17 protein-coding genes are annotated in these 18,586 nt (G+C 70.2%); 12 read left to right on the top strand and 5 right to left on the bottom strand.

The window, feature by feature from the left end:
* Positions 1-24: 24 nt before the first annotated feature.
* The 5 genes from C8250_RS38395 to C8250_RS38415 all read left to right on the top strand — a co-directional run bounded on the left by C8250_RS38395 (position 25) and on the right by C8250_RS38415 (position 7,810).
* On the top strand, positions 25-1,860 hold the full coding sequence (locus tag C8250_RS38395) for a CBM35 domain-containing protein (RefSeq protein ID WP_138354373.1): 1,836 nt from the start codon (positions 25-27) through the stop codon (positions 1,858-1,860).
* Positions 1,861-1,945: 85 nt separating this feature from the next.
* Positions 1,946-4,366: a glycoside hydrolase N-terminal domain-containing protein gene (locus C8250_RS38400; protein ID WP_138354374.1), complete on the top strand. Its 2,421-nt coding sequence runs from the start codon at positions 1,946-1,948 to the stop codon at positions 4,364-4,366.
* 83 nt (positions 4,367-4,449) lie between these two features.
* Complete coding sequence (locus C8250_RS38405; protein ID WP_138354445.1) at positions 4,450-5,592, top strand: SGNH/GDSL hydrolase family protein; 1,143 nt, start codon at positions 4,450-4,452, stop codon at positions 5,590-5,592.
* Positions 5,593-5,800: 208 nt separating this feature from the next.
* Positions 5,801-7,381 (top strand): LCP family protein, encoded by a 1,581-nt coding sequence (locus C8250_RS38410; RefSeq protein WP_138354375.1) that lies wholly within the window; start codon positions 5,801-5,803, stop codon positions 7,379-7,381.
* 141 nt (positions 7,382-7,522) lie between these two features.
* Complete coding sequence (locus C8250_RS38415; protein WP_138354376.1) at positions 7,523-7,810, top strand: DUF6343 family protein; 288 nt, start codon at positions 7,523-7,525, stop codon at positions 7,808-7,810.
* A 91-nt stretch (positions 7,811-7,901) separates the two neighbouring features.
* Here the strand turns inward: C8250_RS38415 and C8250_RS38420 are convergent, their stop codons facing one another.
* Complete coding sequence (locus C8250_RS38420; RefSeq protein ID WP_138354377.1) at positions 7,902-8,474, bottom strand: 3'-5' exonuclease; 573 nt, start codon at positions 8,472-8,474, stop codon at positions 7,902-7,904.
* 51 nt (positions 8,475-8,525) lie between these two features.
* Positions 8,526-9,032 (bottom strand): DinB family protein, encoded by a 507-nt coding sequence (locus C8250_RS38425; protein ID WP_138354378.1) that lies wholly within the window; start codon positions 9,030-9,032, stop codon positions 8,526-8,528.
* Positions 9,033-9,211: 179 nt separating this feature from the next.
* Between C8250_RS38425 and C8250_RS38430 the strand changes: the two genes are divergently transcribed.
* The 3 genes from C8250_RS38430 (at position 9,212) to C8250_RS38440 (ending at position 12,314) form a co-directional block, all read left to right on the top strand.
* On the top strand, positions 9,212-9,712 hold the full coding sequence (locus C8250_RS38430) for a MarR family transcriptional regulator (protein ID WP_138354379.1): 501 nt from the start codon (positions 9,212-9,214) through the stop codon (positions 9,710-9,712).
* A gap of 20 nt (positions 9,713-9,732) precedes the next feature.
* Positions 9,733-10,869 carry a DUF3800 domain-containing protein gene (locus C8250_RS38435; RefSeq protein ID WP_346268786.1) on the top strand — a complete coding sequence of 379 codons (1,137 nt, stop codon included), beginning with the start codon at positions 9,733-9,735 and terminating at the stop codon, positions 10,867-10,869.
* A 269-nt stretch (positions 10,870-11,138) separates the two neighbouring features.
* The gene (locus C8250_RS38440) at positions 11,139-12,314 is read left to right on the top strand and encodes an alanine--tRNA ligase-related protein (RefSeq protein WP_138354380.1); all 1,176 of its coding nucleotides are present in this window, start codon (positions 11,139-11,141) and stop codon (positions 12,312-12,314) included.
* 15 nt (positions 12,315-12,329) lie between these two features.
* On the opposite strand, the gene C8250_RS38445 is transcribed toward C8250_RS38440, so the two are convergent.
* Positions 12,330-14,126 (bottom strand): glycoside hydrolase family 9 protein, encoded by a 1,797-nt coding sequence (locus C8250_RS38445; protein WP_138354381.1) that lies wholly within the window; start codon positions 14,124-14,126, stop codon positions 12,330-12,332.
* Between the two features lie 151 nt (positions 14,127-14,277).
* Here C8250_RS38445 and C8250_RS38450 point away from each other — a divergent pair, with 151 nt between their 5' ends.
* Genes C8250_RS38450 through C8250_RS38460 form a run of 3 tightly spaced genes read left to right on the top strand, consistent with a single transcriptional unit; the run spans position 14,278 to position 16,370 of the window.
* Positions 14,278-14,790 carry a DUF2199 domain-containing protein gene (locus C8250_RS38450; RefSeq protein WP_138354382.1) on the top strand — a complete coding sequence of 171 codons (513 nt, stop codon included), beginning with the start codon at positions 14,278-14,280 and terminating at the stop codon, positions 14,788-14,790.
* A 58-nt stretch (positions 14,791-14,848) separates the two neighbouring features.
* Complete coding sequence (locus C8250_RS38455; RefSeq protein WP_138354383.1) at positions 14,849-15,424, top strand: GNAT family N-acetyltransferase; 576 nt, start codon at positions 14,849-14,851, stop codon at positions 15,422-15,424.
* Positions 15,414-16,370, top strand: coding sequence for a DUF3626 domain-containing protein (locus C8250_RS38460; protein ID WP_187145150.1), 957 nt, complete (start codon positions 15,414-15,416; stop codon positions 16,368-16,370). Before C8250_RS38455 ends, C8250_RS38460 begins: the two co-directional genes overlap by 11 nt.
* Here the strand turns inward: C8250_RS38460 and C8250_RS38465 are convergent.
* Together C8250_RS38465 and C8250_RS38470 are read right to left on the bottom strand one after the other, a co-directional pair.
* The gene (locus C8250_RS38465) at positions 16,266-16,781 is read right to left on the bottom strand and encodes a DinB family protein (protein ID WP_138354384.1); all 516 of its coding nucleotides are present in this window, start codon (positions 16,779-16,781) and stop codon (positions 16,266-16,268) included. The two genes, C8250_RS38460 and C8250_RS38465, sit on opposite strands and share 105 nt — an antisense overlap.
* A 383-nt stretch (positions 16,782-17,164) precedes the next feature.
* Positions 17,165-17,848, bottom strand: coding sequence for a TetR/AcrR family transcriptional regulator (locus tag C8250_RS38470; RefSeq protein WP_187145151.1), 684 nt, complete (start codon positions 17,846-17,848; stop codon positions 17,165-17,167).
* A 313-nt stretch (positions 17,849-18,161) separates the two neighbouring features.
* On the opposite strand from C8250_RS38470, the gene C8250_RS38475 reads away from it, so the two are divergent.
* On the top strand, positions 18,162-18,563 hold the full coding sequence (locus tag C8250_RS38475; protein ID WP_138354386.1) for an ATP-binding protein: 402 nt from the start codon (positions 18,162-18,164) through the stop codon (positions 18,561-18,563).
* Positions 18,564-18,586: the final 23 nt, after the last annotated feature.

Here is an 18,586-nt window from a genome sequence, read left to right on the forward strand (position 1 = left end):
TCCTCGTACCCCTCCACACCCCCCATGTCCGTCACCGCGTCGCCGGCCCGCCGTGCCACCCGGGCCCTGCTCGTCCTGGCCCTCGCCGCCGGCCTGACGGCGACCGTCCCGGCCGCGATGGCCTCCTCTCCCGCGGCGGCCAGGACCTCCACCGCTCCCACCACCGCCCGGGCCGCCGTAGCCGCGCCCGCCCAGAAGCCGTTCATGGGCTGGTCCAGCTGGAGCATGCAGTCCTCGAAGTACCCGGGGCTCAACCCCGACGGCGACTACAGCTACCTGACCGAGAAGAACGTCCTCACGCAGGCGGGCGCGCTGGCGTCGAAGCTCAAGAAGTACGGGTACGAGTACGTCAACATCGACGCCGGCTGGTGGCGTGACACCACATGGAAGCCGGAGTTCGACGGGTACGGCCGCCAGGCACCCGACCCCGTCCGGTTCCCGCGCGGCATGAAGCCGGTCGCCGACGACATCCACGCCAAGGGTCTCAAGGCCGGTATCTACCTGCCCGCGGGGTTGGAGAAGGAGGCGTACGGCGCGGGCAAGGTGCCGGTCTGGAACGCGCCGGGCTGTACCACCGCCGACATCGTTCACGGCGACCTGCGCACCACCAACGGCTGGGACAGCGCCTACAAACTCGACTTCTCCCGGCCCTGCGCCCAGAAGTACATCGACTCGCAGGCCCAGATGTTCGCCGACTGGGGCTACGACTTCCTCAAACTGGACGGTGTAGGACCCGGCTCCTTCAAGAGCGGTGACAACTACGACAACGTCGCCGACACCGCCGCCTGGCAGAAGGCGATCGCCACGGCCGGGCGTCCCATCCACTTCGAACTGTCCTGGTCGCTGGACATCAACCACGCCGCCGACTGGAAGAAGTACTCCAACGGCTGGCGGATCGACACCGACGTCGAGTGCTACTGCAACACCCTGGTGTCGTGGGAGAACTCGGTCGACGACCGATGGGCCGACGTGGCCGGCTGGACCCGGCACGCCGGACCCGGGGGCTGGAACGACCTCGACTCCCTCGACGTGGGCAACGGCGCGATGGACGGCCTGACCAAGGCCGAACGGCAGAGCTACGCGACCCTGTGGGCCATCGCCAAGTCCCCGCTCTACACCGGTGACGACCTCACCCGCCTCGACGACTACGGCGTCTCGCTGCTGACCAACCGCGAGGTCATCGCGCTCAACCAGGGCAGCACCCCGCCCGCCCGGCCCATCACCGCCTCCGGCGACCAGCAGGTCTGGAGCGCGAAGAACGCCGACGGCAGCTACACCGTCGCCCTGTTCAACCTCGGCAACGGGCCCGCCGCCGTGACCGCCGACTGGTCGTCCCTCGGCTTCTCCGGCCAGGGAGCGGTCCGTGACCTGTGGAACAAGGAGAACCTCGGCACGTACAAGGACAAGGTGACGCAGGCGCTGCCGGCCCATGGCTCGCGGCTGTTCACCGTCACGCCGCACGGTCCCGCGCAGCAGATGACCGGCTACGAGGCCGAGTCGGCGGCCAACACCCTCAGCGGCAACGCCGGGATCGGTGACTGCGCGGCCTGCTCGGGCGGCCACAAGGTCGGCAACCTCTACCAGGGCGGCAAGCTCCAGTTCAACAACATCGTGGTGCCGAAGGCCGGCCGCTACGTCATCAACGTCGCCTACATCAGTGGTGACGCGCGCCCGGCCCAGATCTCCGCGAACGGCAACGGGGCCACCGGTCTGAAGTTCCCCTCCACCGGTGACTGGGGGACCGTCGAGACCGTCGGTGTGCCCGTGACCCTCAAGGCGGGCAGCAACACCGTCACCTTCGACAGCGGCGACGGCTACGCCCCGGACATCGACCGGATCGACGTGCCGAAGCTGTCGTGACGACCGGGTGCGGGGTCCGACCTCCTCCGGGCCCCGCACCCCCGTCCGCACCCCCACAACGTCCCGCCACAAAACGGAGTGCACCGTGGACGACCAGAACACCGACTCATCCCCCCGCCGGCCGAGCCGGCGGGACATCCTCTCCCTCGCCGCCGCGGCGGGTGCCTTCACCGCACTCGGCAGCCTGCCCGCCTTCGCGGCCACCGCGCCGGCGGCGCGACCGTCCGAGTCCCCCCTGCTTCCCGAGGCGTCGACCACGCGGTTCTGGTACCCGGCGCCCGCCTCCGACACCGCGATGATCGAGCAGGGGCTGCCCATCGGCAACGGGCGGCTGGGCGCGCTCACCGGCAACGACCCGTCACGCGAACTGCTCCTCCTCACCGACGCCACCCTGTGGACCGGCGGCCGCAACGCCGTGCTCGACGCGGACGGCCAGTTCCCCTACGCCCGGGAGAACTTCGGCTCCTTCACCCTCCTGGGGCGGCTGACCGTCGACATCCCCGACCACGACCTCTCGGCGGTCTCCGACTACCGCCGTGACCTCGACATCAGCCAGGGGATCGTCTCCTCGTCGTACGTCCGCTCGGGAGTGACGTACGAGCGGCAGATCTTCGCCAGCCACCCGGACGACGCCATCGTCCTGCACTTCTCCCAGCGCGGTGGCGGCCGGTACACCGGAACGGTCACCCTGGCGGGCACGCACGACGAGACCACGACCACGGACGGGGCCCGTACGTACGCGTCGTTCGGTGCCGCCTTCCCGGACGGCGGACTGCGCTACGGCGCCGCGGTGACGGCGTACAGCTCCACCGGCACGGTGACCACCGACGGTGCGCGGATCTCCTTCGCCGGCTGCAAGGACCTCACCGTCGTCGTCAGCGGCGGCACCAACTACGCGCCCGACGCCGCCGCGGGCTACCGCGACCCCGCCCTGGACCCGCAGAAGCTGGCCCGGAGCAAGGTCCTCACGGCGGCCCGCCACCCGTTCACCTCGCTCCTGCACTCCCATGTCGCCGACCACCGGGCGCTGTTCGACCGCATGGGCATCTCGCTCGGCGAGTCGTCCTCCGTGCAGCGCGGCCTCGACACCTGGGAGCGGGTACGCGCCCGCGCCAGGGACGGCGAGGCCGACCCCGAACTCGAGGCGTCCTACCTGCAGTTCGGCCGCTATCTCATGATCGCCGGATCGCGTGACAGTCTGCCGCTCAACCTCCAGGGGCTGTGGCTGGACGGCAACGACCCGGACTGGATGGGTGACTACCACACCGACATCAACATCCAGATGAACTACTGGATGGCCGACCGGGCCGGCCTGTCCAGCAGCTTCGACGCCTACGCCGACTACTGCCTGGCGCAGCTCCCGTCCTGGACCGAGCTGACCCGCACCCTCTTCAACGACCCGCGCAACCGCTACCGCAACTCCAGCGGGAAGATCGCCGGCTGGACCGTCGCCATCTCGACCAACATCCATGGCGGAGGCGGCTGGTGGTGGCACCCGGCGGGCAACGCGTGGCTGTCCAACTCGCTCTTCGAGCACTACGAGTACACCCAGGACGCGGCCTACCTCGCCAGGATCCACCCGCTCCTGAAGGGCGCCTGCGAGTTCTGGGAGGCGCGGCTGCTCACCACGACCGTCACCGACCCGGCCACCGGCAAGGACCGAGAGGTCCTGATCGCCGACAGCGACTGGTCGCCCGAGCACGGCCCCCTCGACGCCAAGGGCATCACCTACGCGCAGGAACTGGTGCGGGCGCTCTTCGAGAACTACCGCACCGCGTGTGCCGTCCTCGGCCGGGACAGCGGCCACAGCAGGACCATCGCCTCCCTCCAGGAGCGGCTGTACCTGCCGCAGGTGAGCCCGAAGACGGGCTGGCTGGAGGAGTGGATGTCACCCGACAACCTCGGAGAGACGACCCACCGGCATCTCTCGCCGCTGATCGGGCTCTTCCCCGGCGACCGGATCCGCCCCGACGGCTCCACCCCCAAGGCCGTCGTCGACGGCGCGACCGCGCTGCTCACCGCGCGCGGGATGGAGAGCTTCGGCTGGGCGAACGCCTGGCGCAGCCTGTGCTGGGCCCGGCTGAAGAACGCGGACAAGGCGTACCAGCTGGTCGTGAACAACCTGCGGCCCTCCATCGGCGGGACCAACGGGACCGCGATGAACCTGTTCGACATCTATGAGGTGTCGACGGGCCGCGGCATCTTCCAGATCGAGTCCAACTTCGGCACCTCGGCCGCCATGATCGAGATGCTGGTCTACTCCCGCCCCGGCCACATCGAACTGCTCCCCGCGCTTCCCGACGCCTGGGCGCGTTCCGGCTCGGTCACCGGCGTCGGGGTACGCGGCGGTTTCGTCATCGACCTGCGCTGGCGGGACGGCAAGGTCACCGAGGCGCGGTTGCGCAGCGTCGGCGGCCGCAGCACCACAGTGTCGTACGGGGGAGTGTCCCGCGCTCTCAGCCTCAAACCGGGCGGTTCCGTCACACTGCGGGACTTCAGCCGGTGAGCCGCCGTCCGTGGTTCCCGCTCGGTGGCCGTGCGGCAGGAGTCGTCGGCGCCCTCGTCGTCGCGCTGTGCGCGCCGGCCGCCATGTCCTCGGCGTCGGCAACTTCTGCGGTGCGTCCCTCCCACCAGGTGGTGACCTGGGGGGCGAGCGCCGACCGGATGGGAACGGCGGTCGCCGACCACAGCTACCGGCTCGTCGTGCGCACCAGGGTCGGCGGCGGCAGCCCGCGGATCCGGCTGTCCAACGCGTTCGGAGACCACCCGGTGACGTTCGACAGCGTCTACGCCGGGCAGCAGAAGGACGGTGCCCAGCTTCTCCCCGGCAGCAACCGCCGCCTCACCTTCGGCGGTGGTCAGGCCGTCACGGTGCCGCCCGGCGCCACCGTGTACAGCGATCCGCTGTCCGGATCGCTGGCGGCGCAGAGCAATCTCGTCGTCAGCCTCCATGTGGTGGCGGCCGAGGGGCCGGCGACCGGCCACGGCATGGCCATGCAGACGTCCTACGCGGCGGGCGGCGACCACGCAGGCGAGGAGGGCGCGGGCAGTTGGACCGAGCGGATCGGATCCTGGTTCTACCTCGACGCGGTCAGCGTGGAGACCGGGGCGGACACCGGCGCCGTGGTCACGCTCGGCGACTCGATCACCGACGGCTGGCAGTCGAGCACCGACACCGACCGCCGGTGGCCCGACTACCTCTCGCGGCGGCTCCAGGGCGCGACCGGCATCGGCATCAAGGGCGTCGCCAACGAGGGGATCTCCGGCAACAAGGTGCTGGCCGACGGCGCCGGACAGAGCGCCCTCGCGCGGTTGCAGCGCGATGTGCTCTCCCAGCCCGGGATCCGCACGGTGTTCCTCTTCGAGGGCATCAACGACATCAAGGCGCACAGCGGCGTCACGGTCGACGACATGATCGCCGGCTACCGGCAGATCATCGACCGGGCCCACGCGGCGGGCGTCTGCGTCGTCGGCGGGACGGTGCTGCCCTTCAAGGGGTGGTCGGAATTCGATCCCGCCAGTGAGGCCGTACGCCAGGGCGTCAACTCCTTCATCAGGAGCGGCGGTGCGCTGGACGCCGTCACCGACTTCGACAAACTCCTGCGCAGCCCGTACGACCAGGAGCGGCTGCTTCCGGTCTTCGACGGCGGCGACCACCTGCACCCCAACGACAAGGGCATGCAGGCGATGGCCGACTCGGTCGACCTGACGAGCCTGCGGTGCACCCGCTGAACTCCGCCGGGCCGGCGCCGTCCTGAGCCGGCGCCGACCCCGGAATCCGACGCTCCGACGCCGGGCCCGACCGGGCCCGACCGGGCCCGGCGTCCGCCGGATGTCACTGTTCGGAACTGTTCGAGAGATCTAACATTTTCCTCATAACTGTCTGCAACGCTCTTCCCTGTGCGACTCAGGATCCGCACATCAGGGGAGAGGGACGCAGATGTCAGGCGCGCGGGACGAGACGCACGAACACGACGGGGCCGCACGCGAGGAGATACCCGAGGCCACGGTCGACGGCCCGCCCGCCGCAGCAGCGCGCGGAACCCGCCGTCGGGCCAAGAAGATCGTCGCCTGGACGGCCGTCGGCACACTGGTGCTGCTGGTCGTCTCGGGCGGCGCGATCTACTACCGGCTCAACAGCAACATCAAGAGTTTCCCCGCCGAGGCGATGAGCGCGGAGCGCCCGCCCGCCGCCGTACCCGACGCCACCGGGAACACCCCGGTCAACGTCCTGCTCATCGGCTCCGACTCACGCGGCGGCGCCAACAGCAGCCTCGGCGGCGGAGAGAGCGGCACGGCCCGTTCGGACACCACGATCCTGTTGCACGTCTACGCCGACCACAAGCACGCGATCGGCATCTCCATCCCCCGCGACACCCTGGTCACCATCCCCGCCTGCCGGCTGCCGGACGGGAGCTGGACCAGCGAGCGGACCCACACCATGTTCAACGAGGCCTTCTCGGTGGGGGAGACCGACGCGGGCAACCCGGCCTGCACACAGAACACGGTCGAGAAACTCACCGGCCTGCGGGTGGACCACACCATCGTGGCGAACTTCGAGGGCTTCGCGGCGATGACGAAGGCCGTCCACGGGGTGGAGGTCTGTCTGCCGAACGACATCTACCAAGGTGACGTCAACCCGAAGCTGGGCGCCAGGGGCGATCTGGTCCTCAGCAAGGGCAAGCAGAACGTCCAGGGCCAGCAGGCGCTGGACTACGTGCGGCTGCGGCACGGCATCGGCGACGGCTCCGACATCGGCCGGATGCTGCGCCAACAGGCCTTCCTCGGCTCGCTGGTGTCCAAGATCAAGGGGCAGGGCATCAACCCCACCACGCTGCTGCCGCTCGCGGACGCCGCGACCAAGTCGCTGATCGTCGACCCCGGTCTCGCCTCGGTGGCGAAGCTGCTGGAGTTCGGCTCGTCGCTGAAGAACATCGACCTGCGCGACCTCAAGTTCCTGACCACGCCCTGGCGTTTCAGCGGTGAGCGCGTCGAGCTGGTCCACCCCGCCGTCGACACCCTGTGGGCCACCCTCAAGGCCGACCGGACCATCGACGGGCAGGACGCCGCAGGGTCGCCGACCACCCCGCCCGCGACGTCGACACCGTCTGCTCCGGCATCGCCGTCCGGGACCCCGGGCGCGGGCGTCAAGCTCGTCGTGCTCGACGGCACCGCGACCACCGGTCTCGCGGGCAAGGCGGCGACCACCCTGGAGAAGGCCGGCTTCAGCGTCAGCGGGACGGTCACCGCCTCCTCCCAGACGTACGACACGACGGTCGTCGAGTATGGAGCCGGCCGGCGCGCCGACGCGCAGAAGGTCGCCGCCCTCTTCCCCGGCGCCACCCTGTCACCGGTCTCCACCGCCGGGATCAGGCTCGTCCTCGGCAAGAACTACACCCTCGGCCAGGATGCCGCGCAGCCGACCGGAACGCCCACCGCGCTGCCCTCCACCGTCGTGGCCGACGCCCGCTCCGCGGACCAGGACACCTGCGCCAACACGGTCTTCGGGTCCGGCGGCTGACGGCCCCCGCAGGTTCTCGGCCACGCGCGCCTGACGGAGCCCGGCGGACGGTCCCGCCGGGCGAACGGCGCGATCCTGTCCGGCACCCCGCCCCACTCGGTGCTCCGAAGGTGGATGCTGGAGGGGAGGAGATGTGTCGCCATGCGTACCGGGAGTGAACCGCTGACCGCGCGCAGTGCCCTGCGCCTGCGGCTGGGACTGGCCGCGTTCGGGCTGGCCTGGGCGGTGGTGGGCGCTGTGGGGTTCGCGGTGGCGGGTCATACGGCGTGGGCGGTCACGTTCGCGGTGGTGGGAGTGGTGGCCGTCGTGGACATGCTCGTTGTGGGCCGGCACATCCACCAGGGCGCGCACTACCAACCGGGCCGGGACATTCCGCCGTATCGGCCAGACCGTGGCGGCGACACCCACCTGCGGCACCACGGCCCCTAGCCGGGCCCGCCCAGCAACTCTCCGGTCAGGACCCGCTGCAGCCAGGCGTCCGGCGGCGAACGCGTCAGGACCGGTCCGACACCGCCCGCTGTCAGGGGGCCGATGCGCCGGGCCAGGCACCGTTGGCGGCCAGGCCGAGGATCAGCGCGGCGATGTTCCAGGCGTCGTCCTCACCTCGGTGGTGGCGCCCCTCCAGCGGCAGCCCGGCGATCCGCAGCGCCTGCGCCATGCCGGGGCGCTTGCGCAGTCCGTGCGCCTCGGTGAAGACCAGCTTCGCGTTGGTGTGCCGGCTTCCGAAGGGGTACTCCGTGCCGGTCGCCAGGCACTGCCGGGTGAACTGGTGCCGGTCGTAGTCGCCCCAGCTGGCCCACGGCCGGCTCCCGGCCCGGTGTTCGGCGGCCAGCAGCCGGCAGGCCTCGGAGAAGCCGACGCCGGTGTCCACCTCGGCCTGGGTCAGACCCGTCAGTTCGGTGCAGAAGGCGCTGACGGCGGACCGTGCGGGCCGCACCAGGATGCGGTGCCGCGCGACCCGTTCGCCCGTGTCGAGGTCGACGACGGTCAGCCCGATCTCGATGATCTCGCTCACCGCCCCGGGAGGCGGTTCGCCGGCCCAGCAGGTCGCCTCGACATCGATGACGTTCAACAGTCCTGTGGCGCTGTCCATGCTGCCGAGGGTAGGAGACGCCCACCCGCAGGTCACGTCGGTTTACTCGCCTTACTCGCCGGTGGTGCCGTCGATGCACTCCCGGAGCAGATCGGCCTGACCGTTGTGCCGCGCGTACTCCTCGATCATGTGGGTCAGGATGTAGCGCAGCGAGTACACCTCGTCGCCGTAGTGCCCGGTGTCGTCCAGCGACGCGGCCGCGTCCACGATCGCGCGGGACCGCGCGCACTCCTCGTGCCAGGCCCGGAACGCCTCGTCGGGATCGGCCGAGTCGACGTCCCATTCGCTGAACCGGCCGGGCTCCGGACGCGGCCAGTAGGGCTGGACGTTCTCGTCGTTCAGTATTTTCCGGAACCAGCCCCGCTCGACCTCGACCAGGTGCCGGACCAGTCCGAGCAGCGACAGCTCCGAGGGCGGAACGGCCCTCTCCCGTAGCTGCTCGGTGGTCAGTCCGGTGCACTTCATCTCCAGCGTCTCGCGCTGGTACTGCAGGAAGGCCGTGAGGCTGGCGCGCTCGTCCGCGATCCACGGCGGCTGGGTTCTCTCGTGATCTTGCATCGGGTCATCATGCCAACCGGGGTGGCCGCTCGCCGGGATCAACCGGCCGGTTCCCGAGGCCGGGGCGCGATGCTGTGGGCGTCCATCTCGGGCCTCCTGGTTGGTTACACTGTCAAAGAATCTGCACGACTGAAGTATCTGCATGTGTGCAGATATTATTGAAGGGGAGGCTGCCCGGGATGTCAACCGTTCGCCGGGAGGACGCTCATCGCATCTACCGCCGCTACGTGGACGCGGTGGTGCTCAACGGGCAGGCGAGTGCCGAGGCCGCCGGGCTGCACACCACCGACCTGCGCGCCCTGAGCGTTCTCGACCTGGCCGGCAGCCTCACCTCCGGCGAACTCGCCGAGCGCACCGGACTGACCACGGGCGCGACCACCCGGCTGATCGACCGCCTGGAGCGCCGGGGCCTGGTGCGCCGGGCGGTGCACCCGGCCGACCGGCGCAAGGTCATCATCGAGCCGGTGGCCGGAGCCACCGGGGGCGTGGACGTCGAAGCGGTGGCCGGTCCCGCCCGCCGCCGGGTCGGCGCGGTGCTCGCCCGGTACACCCCGGAGCAACTCGACGTCCTCTTCGACTACTTCGAGCACGCGGCCACGGCCTACCACGAGGCCACCGAGGAGCTGCGCAGTGACGCCGCCCGCCCGGCCGGCGTCACTCCGGAGGGTGCTCAGGAGTGACGGCAGCCGGATAATTCGTGGTGGATCCCGCGCTGATCACCGATGATGGCTGGCATGTCCATCCGTGGGAGGACCAGGCAGTGACAGGCGATCGGGAGGAATCTCTCGAGGCGGCGCCGACCGGCCGGCTCGTCGAGATCGCCTGCGACGAGTCGGGTTCCGACGGCGAGAATCTCCTGGGCGGCAACACGGATGTGTTCGCCCATGCCAGCGTGCGGTTGGACGTCGCGCTCGCGGCGGACAGCATTCAGGAGATACGGAACAGAATTCGCTCGCCCGCGCAGGAGTACAAGGCGAATCACCTGCTCCGCGAGAAACACCGGCCGGTTCTCACCTGGCTGCTCGGACCATCGGGACCGATCCACGGCCATGCGCACGTCCATCTGACCGACAAGGCGTTCTTCGTCGTCGGAAGGGTGGTGGACCTGCTCGTCGGGAAAGCGACGCACGCGGCCAGTGCGGGTCTGAGCCAGGACGAGGAAGCCCATTCCCTTGCCGTCGCCCTGTATCGCGAGGGTCCCCGGTCCTTCGGGCCGGAATTGTGGCGCGAGTTCCTGGAGTCGTCCAACCATCTGATGCGCACCAAGAACCTCTGGGGCACACGGACCCCGGTCGACTCGTTCTTCCGCACCATCGACAACCTTCGCAGGACCGCCGCGGGCGGGTCGGTCGACGACATCCTGGAACGGCTGGCGGCGGCCCGATCGCCCGCGGATTCCTTTCGGGCCCGGCTCCTCGACGACCCGACGGTGATTCCCGCGCTGGACCCGCTGATCCCCTCGATCGTCCGGACCGTTGCGCACTGGAGCGACGGCAACAAGCCTGTCTCCATCGTTCACGACCGGAACAACACGCTGACGGACGAGCGGATCGCGCAGCTCAAGGAGATCTTCAGCAGGCCGCACCCTGCTGATCCCGGGTACGGTCCGCGCGGCCGGCTGACGAGCGTGACGCTCGTCAGCTCCCGCTCGGACGCCCGCATCCAACTCGCCGATTTCCTCGCCGGCGTGGCGCGGAAGATCGCGTCGGACGAACTCAACCAACGGGGAGATGCGGAGCTCACCGCACTGCTGCGACCGTATGTCGATGAGTCGTCATTCTGGGGAGACGGCAGAAGCTGGTCCCTGCTGAGTCCCGTGCCGAGTGCCCGGCGATAGTGCCGCCCCAGCACCCCGGTCCTGCCGGTCCCGCCGCCGGAAATGCCGGCCACCTCGGCGGGCACCCCTGTTACCGTTGGCGTATGGAGATCACCAGGCACATCACCACCGCGACCGCGCGAGCTACCAGCTCGTCGGTTGCCGCCGCCTGACCTCACTCCTCATCCCCGGCGACCGGAAACGGCCGCCGGTGCGCTGTACGACTCCTGTTTCGCAGTCCGTGCCCACGGTTCCTTTTCCGGTCCCCACGACCCGAAGGAACCGCCGCCATGAACACCGACCGGACCGTCAGCACCTTCATCGACTTCTTCCGCGACCGCGGACACCAGCGCATCACCGGTGACTCGCTTCTCCGGCCACCCGGAGACCCGGTGCTGTTCACCACCTCCGGCATGCACCCGCTCACCCCGTACCTGCTCGGCCGCCCGCATCCGCTCGGTCAGCGGCTGGTCGGCCTGCAACGCTGTCTGCGCACGACCGACCTGGACGAGGTCGGCGACCGTACCCACCTGACCGTCTTCGAGATGCTGGGTTCATGGTCGCTCGGGGACTACGGAGGCCCGCAGAGCCTGCGCTGGGGCTACGAACTGCTGCGCGACGGCTTCGGCATCCAGCCCGGCCGGCTGCATGTCACCGTCTTCGGCGGCGACGACCAGGTCGGCCCCGACACCGAGTCCCTGCGGACCTGGAACGAGCTGAGCGTGCCGGTGGAGCTGACACGCGAGGACAACTGGTGGTCCAACGGCCCCACCGGGCCGTGCGGACCCGACTCGGAGATCTTCGTATGGACCGGCGACACCCCACCGCAGGGCACCCCGACCAGCGATCAGCGATGGGTCGAGGTGTGGAACCACGTGAAGATGCGGTACCACCGCCACGACGACGGAAGCCTCCAACCCCTGCTCCGGCCAAGCATCGACACCGGGCTGGGTCTGGAGCGGCTCCTGACCGTGCTGCAGGACAAGCCATCGGTCTACGAGTGCGACATCTTCGACCCCTGGACGAGCACGATCTCCGGCCTGTGGGACCTGGACGAGTTCTCGCTCCGTGTCGTCTGTGACCACCTGCGGTCCAGCATCGTGGTCATCGGCGACGGCGTCCTCCCGTCGAACACCGGCCGCGGCTACGTCCTGCGCCGGCTGACGCGCCGGGTGCTGACCACCTTGTGGCGGGACGGCCCCTCGCGGACGTTGTCCGACCTCCCCACGGAGCTCTTCGAGCACACTCTCGACCACTTCCGGCAGACGGGCGAGGTCGGATCCGTGCGCGATGTGCTGCTCGACGAGGAGCGCCGCTTCTCGAAGCTGCTGGAGCGGGGCCGGCTGGTGCTGTCCCGGCAGGGGTTCGACGGGCCGCTGCGCGAGGAGGACTACAGCTATCTGCACGAGACCCACGGGCTGCCGCGTGAACTGGTCGTCGGACTCCTCACCTCCGAGGGGCGGTGACCAGAGGGCTCACCATCAGAAGACCGGCCGTCGCGGCCGTCGGCGGGCGGACCCGACGGCGAGCAGGAACCACCCCGTGTGCGGGATCCACTGCTCGGCCCAGCGCCAGGCGTCCCCCGGCGGGGCGTCGGATGGAAGGAAGGCGATGTCCACCTCGTCGGACCACCCCGAGGTGATGCCGTTGACGATTCCGCCGGGGATGTTGGGGAAGTCCGACGCGTAGTCGACGTTGTTACGGCCGCGGCCCTGGATCATCGACGCGTCGAACGGGTTGCGGCCGGTGATCCACGCCAACTGGTCGTCGGCGAACGCGCCGAGCCGGGCGCGGTCGTCCTCGGCGACGCCGTCGAGGGCGGCACACGCGGAGGCGGCCGCGGCCAGTGAGGCGATGGTGGCGTTCTCGCCCTGCCACCAGTAGCCCGTCTCATTGGCATGGGGGAAGAAGAACGCGTCCTCGGCCGATTCGCCGGCGGGCTGCACCCGCTGGCGCGGATAGCCGAACGGGTTGGGGACCGCGTGGGTGCGGCGCAGCGTGTCGAGCATGGCTTCCAGAGCCAGTGCCCGGGCCGGACCGGCCTCGGGGGAGCCGGGCAGAACGGTGGCGAACCGGGTCAGCGCGAGCACGGGCAGTCCGGCCTCGGCGGCGTGGAAGAACGGGCGTCCGGCGGCGTCCCCGGTGAACCATCCGGGGCCGTCGGGGGGTCGTACGTACCGGGTGAGGAGTGAGCGCACCCGTCGGCTGGCCGCTTCCCGGGCTCCGGTCTCCGGGGCTCCGTTCTCCCCGTCCGCGCCCGCCGCCACGAGTTCGGTCGCGGCCAGCAACGCCGTGTAGTCGTCGACGATCGACTCCGTGCCGTCGTCGAGATACTCCAGGTTGTGGGCTTCGAGATGGACGAAGCCCTGGACCGCGGCGGAGAGGTACTCGGGGCCGGTGAAGTCACCGTGGTCGTCGAGGGTCGCGGCGCGCGCCAGGGCCGCGATGGCCAGGCCGCCGCCCTGCCGGTAGGCGGCCTGGTAGCGGTCGGTGCGTACGCACTCCGCCAGCGGCGCGGTCACGACGCGCTCGTCGAGCTTCTTGGTCAGCGCGTCGAAGATGCCGGTGTAGAAGTACCCCTCCGGCGCCCGGAAGCGGACGAGGAAGTCCGCGCCCCACAGCGCCTCGTCGCGCAGCCGTGCGCCGAGGGAACGGACCAGCGCCGAATGGCGCTCGGCGATCGCGTCACGGGCGGCCATCATGGCCCACGCGCACAACGGCATCTGCTGCGGGCTCATCGTGCGGGTGTACGTGAGGTGGTTGAGGAACTTGCTGGTGTCGCCGCTCGCGTCCAGCCAGCCGCCGCGCGCGTCGACCTCCCGGCGGGTGTCGTCGCCCCACAGCACGGCGTGCCGGTCCTTCCGGTCGATCTCGCCGCTGGATCGCATCGCCTTGAAGTACGCCAGCACGTCGGACATCGTTTCGCGCTGCAGCCGGTCCTCCGCGACCTCGAAACGATCCGAGACGGTCCGGCGGCCGTCGCCGTCGACGACACGGACCGCGTAGCGGCCCGGCTCCAGGTCCTGCGGCAGCTCCACCCGCGCGAACGGGCCGCGCCGCCAACCGGGCACCGCCTGGACGGGACCGGCCGTGAGGCGGCGGACGACGAGCGCGTCGGCGGTGAGCAGTTCGACCCGCTGTGGAGCGCGGCCGTCGGGCAGGACCGCCACGACGGCCTTCGACGCACCGAGCCCGTAACCGAGATGGCCGAGCAGAACGGCCGGCCGTACGGTGCTCGCCCCGTCGTTCACGTCGTTCACATCGTCAAGGTCGTCCATCGAGCGCATCCGCGAGCACCGCCCCTTCCACCGCACCGAAGCTCTACGGCGAACCTACGCCCCTCCACCGGCGACGGTGCTGAGCGGCTGCCCGGCCGTACCGGCACCCTGCGCGGATCCGGGACACCGTGGAGCGGATATTGTCTCCGCCATGTCAGTCGATCTCGGATTCCTCTGCTCCACTTGCGGCGAGCACCACGAAGAGCTCCCGATGAGCTACTCCACCATGGCCCCGGACATCTGGGAGCCGGCCTTCGCCAACGACCCCGACAGCATCCTGTCGTTGGACCAGTGCGTGATCAGGAACCAGGCCTTCTTCGTGCGGGGTCTGATCGAGATACCCGTGATCGGACGCACGGACGTCTTCGCCTGGGGCGTGTGGATCTCCCTCAGCCGTGAGAGCTTCGCGCGGGCGAGCGAGCTGTGGGAGACCCCGGGCCGGGAGACCGAACGGCCGTACTTCGGTTGGCTGTCGACGGAACTGAGCCTGTATCCGGAGAGCACGACCGACCTCAAGACGAACGCCCACACGCGCCCCGTCGGCCGGCGCCCGCGGGTGGAACTCGAGCCCACGGACCACCCGCTGGCGGTGGAACAGCGCACCGGCATCACCATGGACCGGGTGCGGCAGATCGCCGAGGCGGTCCTGCATCCACAGCGCTGACAGGCTCGGTACCCGGCTCGCCACCTGGCTCGTGGGCACCCCATGAGATCCTCCTCGCATGCTTCTCGACACGCCCCGGCTCCGCCTGCGCCACTTCCGGCCCGCCGACGCGCCGGCGCTCTCGGTGTACCGCTCGGACCCGGAGGTGGCCCGCTATCAGGGCTGGTCCGCCCCGGTGTCCGCCGAGTCGGCGGACGCGCTCATCGCGAAGTTCAGCGACGATCCGACCCGGCCGGGCTGGTTCCAGTACGCGATCGAGCTCAAGGAGGACGGCTGTCTGATCGGCGATGTCGGGGTGAACCTGAACGAGAACCTCATGCAGGCCGACCTCGGCTTCACCCTCGCCCGCGACCGGCAGGGCCACGGATACGCGACCGAAGCCGTGAGCGCCGTGCTGCAGGACCGGTTCGCCGGCGGTCTGCGCCGGATGTCGGCGGAGTGCGATGCCCGCAACGTGAGTTCGGCCCAGCTGCTGGAACGGCTGGGGTTCCAACTGGAGGGGCGGCGCCCCGCGTTCACCTGGATCAAGGGCGAGTGGACGGACGATCTCCTCTACGGACTGCTCGCCGACAGGCCGTTCAATCCGGATGCGCCGGCGGACGGCTTTCGCGCAGAATTCACGGATGAGCGCTGATACACCCAGGTCGCCGCAGGCGAGAGCCCTGCGGCACGTCGCTGCCCGGTCCACGGGCGGACCGCTCGACGCCGGGCTGCGCGTGACGATGAACCTCCACCCCGACCGGTGGACAGGCGGACTGCCGATTCTGCGGCGACTGGCGCAGGACGGCGTCTACTCCTCGCAGTTCGTGACCGGCACCAGCAACGGCGGCCTGACCGCCCACCCAGGCGGGGACCGGTGGCGCTGGGAGAGCCTGATCTTCGGCGGCGCCTACGACGATGCCGCCGCGCACGAGCGCCCGGTCTATGGCGCGCTCAACTTCCGTCACGAGCACATCGGTGCGGCACCGCGATTCGGCTCCTCGCACTTCCGGCTGACCGCCGAGGCCGTCGCCCGGGCCACGTTCTGCTATCCGGACAGCTCCACCGAGCCGTCCGACTTCGGCGTCGCCACCAGCTGCGCACTCGTCGAACTGGCCGCGGCCGGGAAGCTGGACGCCCTGGACGGCCATGTCGAGGCGCAGATCCACGGGCCGGTCCTGCTCGACCGCGATGTGGAGGCGTTGGTCCTCGATCCCAGCTATCGCGGCACGGAGGTGGAGGCCGAGGCCGCGCGGCTGCCGTGTCCCGTCGAATGGCACGGCGGCTTCCGGCTCACCGTCGAGAACCTGCGGCGCCACCCGGACTTCCGCGGCCAGGAGTACGTCGATCTGGGCGCCGCCATCGCGGTCGACGGCCGGCTCGATCCCCGGATCATCGGAGACGCGGCCCGCACCGGCCGCTACGACGCCCAGGCGCTCAAGAAGGTCTGGCACTGCCTGGCGCGCTTCGGCGCGCCGCTCCGGCCGTCACACCGGTCAGTAGTAGCCCTTCTCGCCGTCGACGAGCTCCCGGACGGTGTCCATGTGGCCGGCGTGCCGGGCGGTCTCCTCGATCATGTGGAGGAGCATCCAGCGCAGTGACGCGGCGGCGGCGCCGAAGTCCGGGTGCTTGCCCACCGTGTCCAGCGAAAGGGACGCGATGATCTCGTTGGACACCTCGCAACTGCGCTCGTATTCCGCCAGGAGCTGCGCGAGGGGGATGTCGTCGACCATCATGTCGGCATCCTCGGGCCCGTCGTCGAACTGCGGACCCTCGGCCTTCCTGCCGAGCAGCAGGACCTCGAACCAGCAGTGCTCGACCCACCGCATGTGGGAGACGATGCCCGCGATCGTCATGTGGGGAGAGGTCGGGAGGACCGACCGGTGGGCGTCCTCCTCGGACACGCCTTCGCATTTCCAGCGGATGATCGCGCGCTGCATGTCGAGCCAGCCCACCAGTTGGGTGCGTTCGTCGGCGTCGTAGGGAGGGCGGATGCGGGGAGAAGGAGTCATGGGCGCCGACGGTATCGCAGCCCCCGGCGCGGGCGCACGGGAGTTTCCCGGGCGCACCGGTGCTCTCCGCCGGACGGATCCGGCCGGCCGCGTCAGACCAGCTCCGCCGGCCGTCGCCGCTGGTCCACCCCGGCCTGCTGCGCAACCGCGGCTACACCGGCGGGATCCTGGTCGCCGTGGCGTTCTTCGCCTCGTTCACCGGGCAGATGCTGGTCCTGTCGGTCTTCCTGCGGGGACCGCTGGGGCTGTCCCCGCAGAACGCGGCTCTGTCCATCGCACCCCTCGCCCTCGGCATCGCCATCACGGCCGGCCCGGCCCGAGGTCTGGGCCCCGGGCGCCCGCCGGTGCGGCCCGCACTCACCGGCGGGCCGCACCGAGGGCGGTCACTCGGTGTCGACGGCCGCGGCCAGGGAGATGTCGATGTGCCGCAGCGCGGCCACTGTGAACGACGTCGCGAACTCGCCGGCCAGCCGCGGACTGAGCGAGCCGGTGCCGAGAGCGCACCGCGCGCCCTCCACGGCGAGACCGACGATGAAGGAAGCGCACAAGGTCGCGCTGGCCCCCCACGGCGGCTGCCCGTGCGATGCCGCGAACTCCCTGATCAGGTGGGCGATCCGGTCGGTGGCGGCGGTCATCAGCCGGTGCCGGGCGGCCGGGACGGTGCCCGAGGCCTCCGAGCCGAACAGGAGGCGGAACTCATGGGGATGCGCGGCGGCATAGTCGAAGAATGCGAGGGTTCCGGCGCGCACCTGGTGTTCCAGCGAAAGGCGCTCCGCCGCGACCTGGGCATCGAAGAGCTGCCGGGCAAGAGTCTCCGCGGCCCGTTCGCTGCAGCGCTTGTAGAGGTCTTCCTTGCTTCCGAAATGCGCGTACAGCGTCGGTTTGGTGGAATGGGCGCGCGCGGCGATGGCCTCCATGGTGGCGGCCAGATAGCCTGCCTCCGCGAAGATGACGCATGCGGCGTCCAGCATGTGCGCTTCTCTGGAATGGGAGGCCGCGCGTATGCGTGGCCGTCCGGTTACGGAGAGATCTTCAGGTGATGGCGTGGCGCTCCCCGCATCGATCATGAATGGCACTTTACTCCACGGTAAAGTCGACATAGGCTTTACTTCGCGGTAATGCTGCCCTGTGCGGTGAAACCGTCAAGATCTTTTGAGTACGCATAGGTATCCCGTACTCGGCACGACCCACTCCCCCTTGGGAAGTGGCCCCATCCCGTGTCCCGGCCGCCCACGCGAGGGCGTCCCGGGCCCAGTGGAGGCCCTTATGCGCCGACCTCGCCCTTCCACGGGCGCCCCCGCCGAAGCAGATCTGCTGGGGCAGCTGGGTAGTGGGCGGCATTATGAAGGCCCAGCCCTGCACCAGGACCGGTCCCTGCCGATGGTGCCGCGGCAGGATCTCCTGACGGGTGGCCCCTGGCCGTTGCCCCGTACGCCGACGGCGTGTCGCCAGGCCCGGTCGGCGCTCCGCCAGGTGCTGCGGCAATGGGGGATGGAGCATTTCACCGATACCGCGGAACTCCTCGTCAGCGAACTGGTCACCAATGCGGTGCGTTACGCGCCGGGCCCCATCCATCTGACCGCCCGGGGCGGCCATGCGCTGCGCTGCCACATCGATGACGGCAGCAGGCTGCTTCCCCGGCTGCACAACGCCCGTCCCGACGACGAATTCGGCCGGGGCCTCGCCCTGGTCGACCAACTCGCCAGCGACTGGGGTGTGGACCTCACCGACTGCGGCAAATCCGTCTGGTTCGAGCTCAAGGGCGCGAAGCCCCTGAAATGAGCGACAGCCGGACGGGCGGGTCC

The sequence above is a fragment of the Streptomyces sp. So13.3 genome, assembly GCF_005860785.2.
In the GTDB taxonomy this organism is placed as follows: domain Bacteria; phylum Actinomycetota; class Actinomycetes; order Streptomycetales; family Streptomycetaceae; genus Actinacidiphila; species Actinacidiphila fildesensis.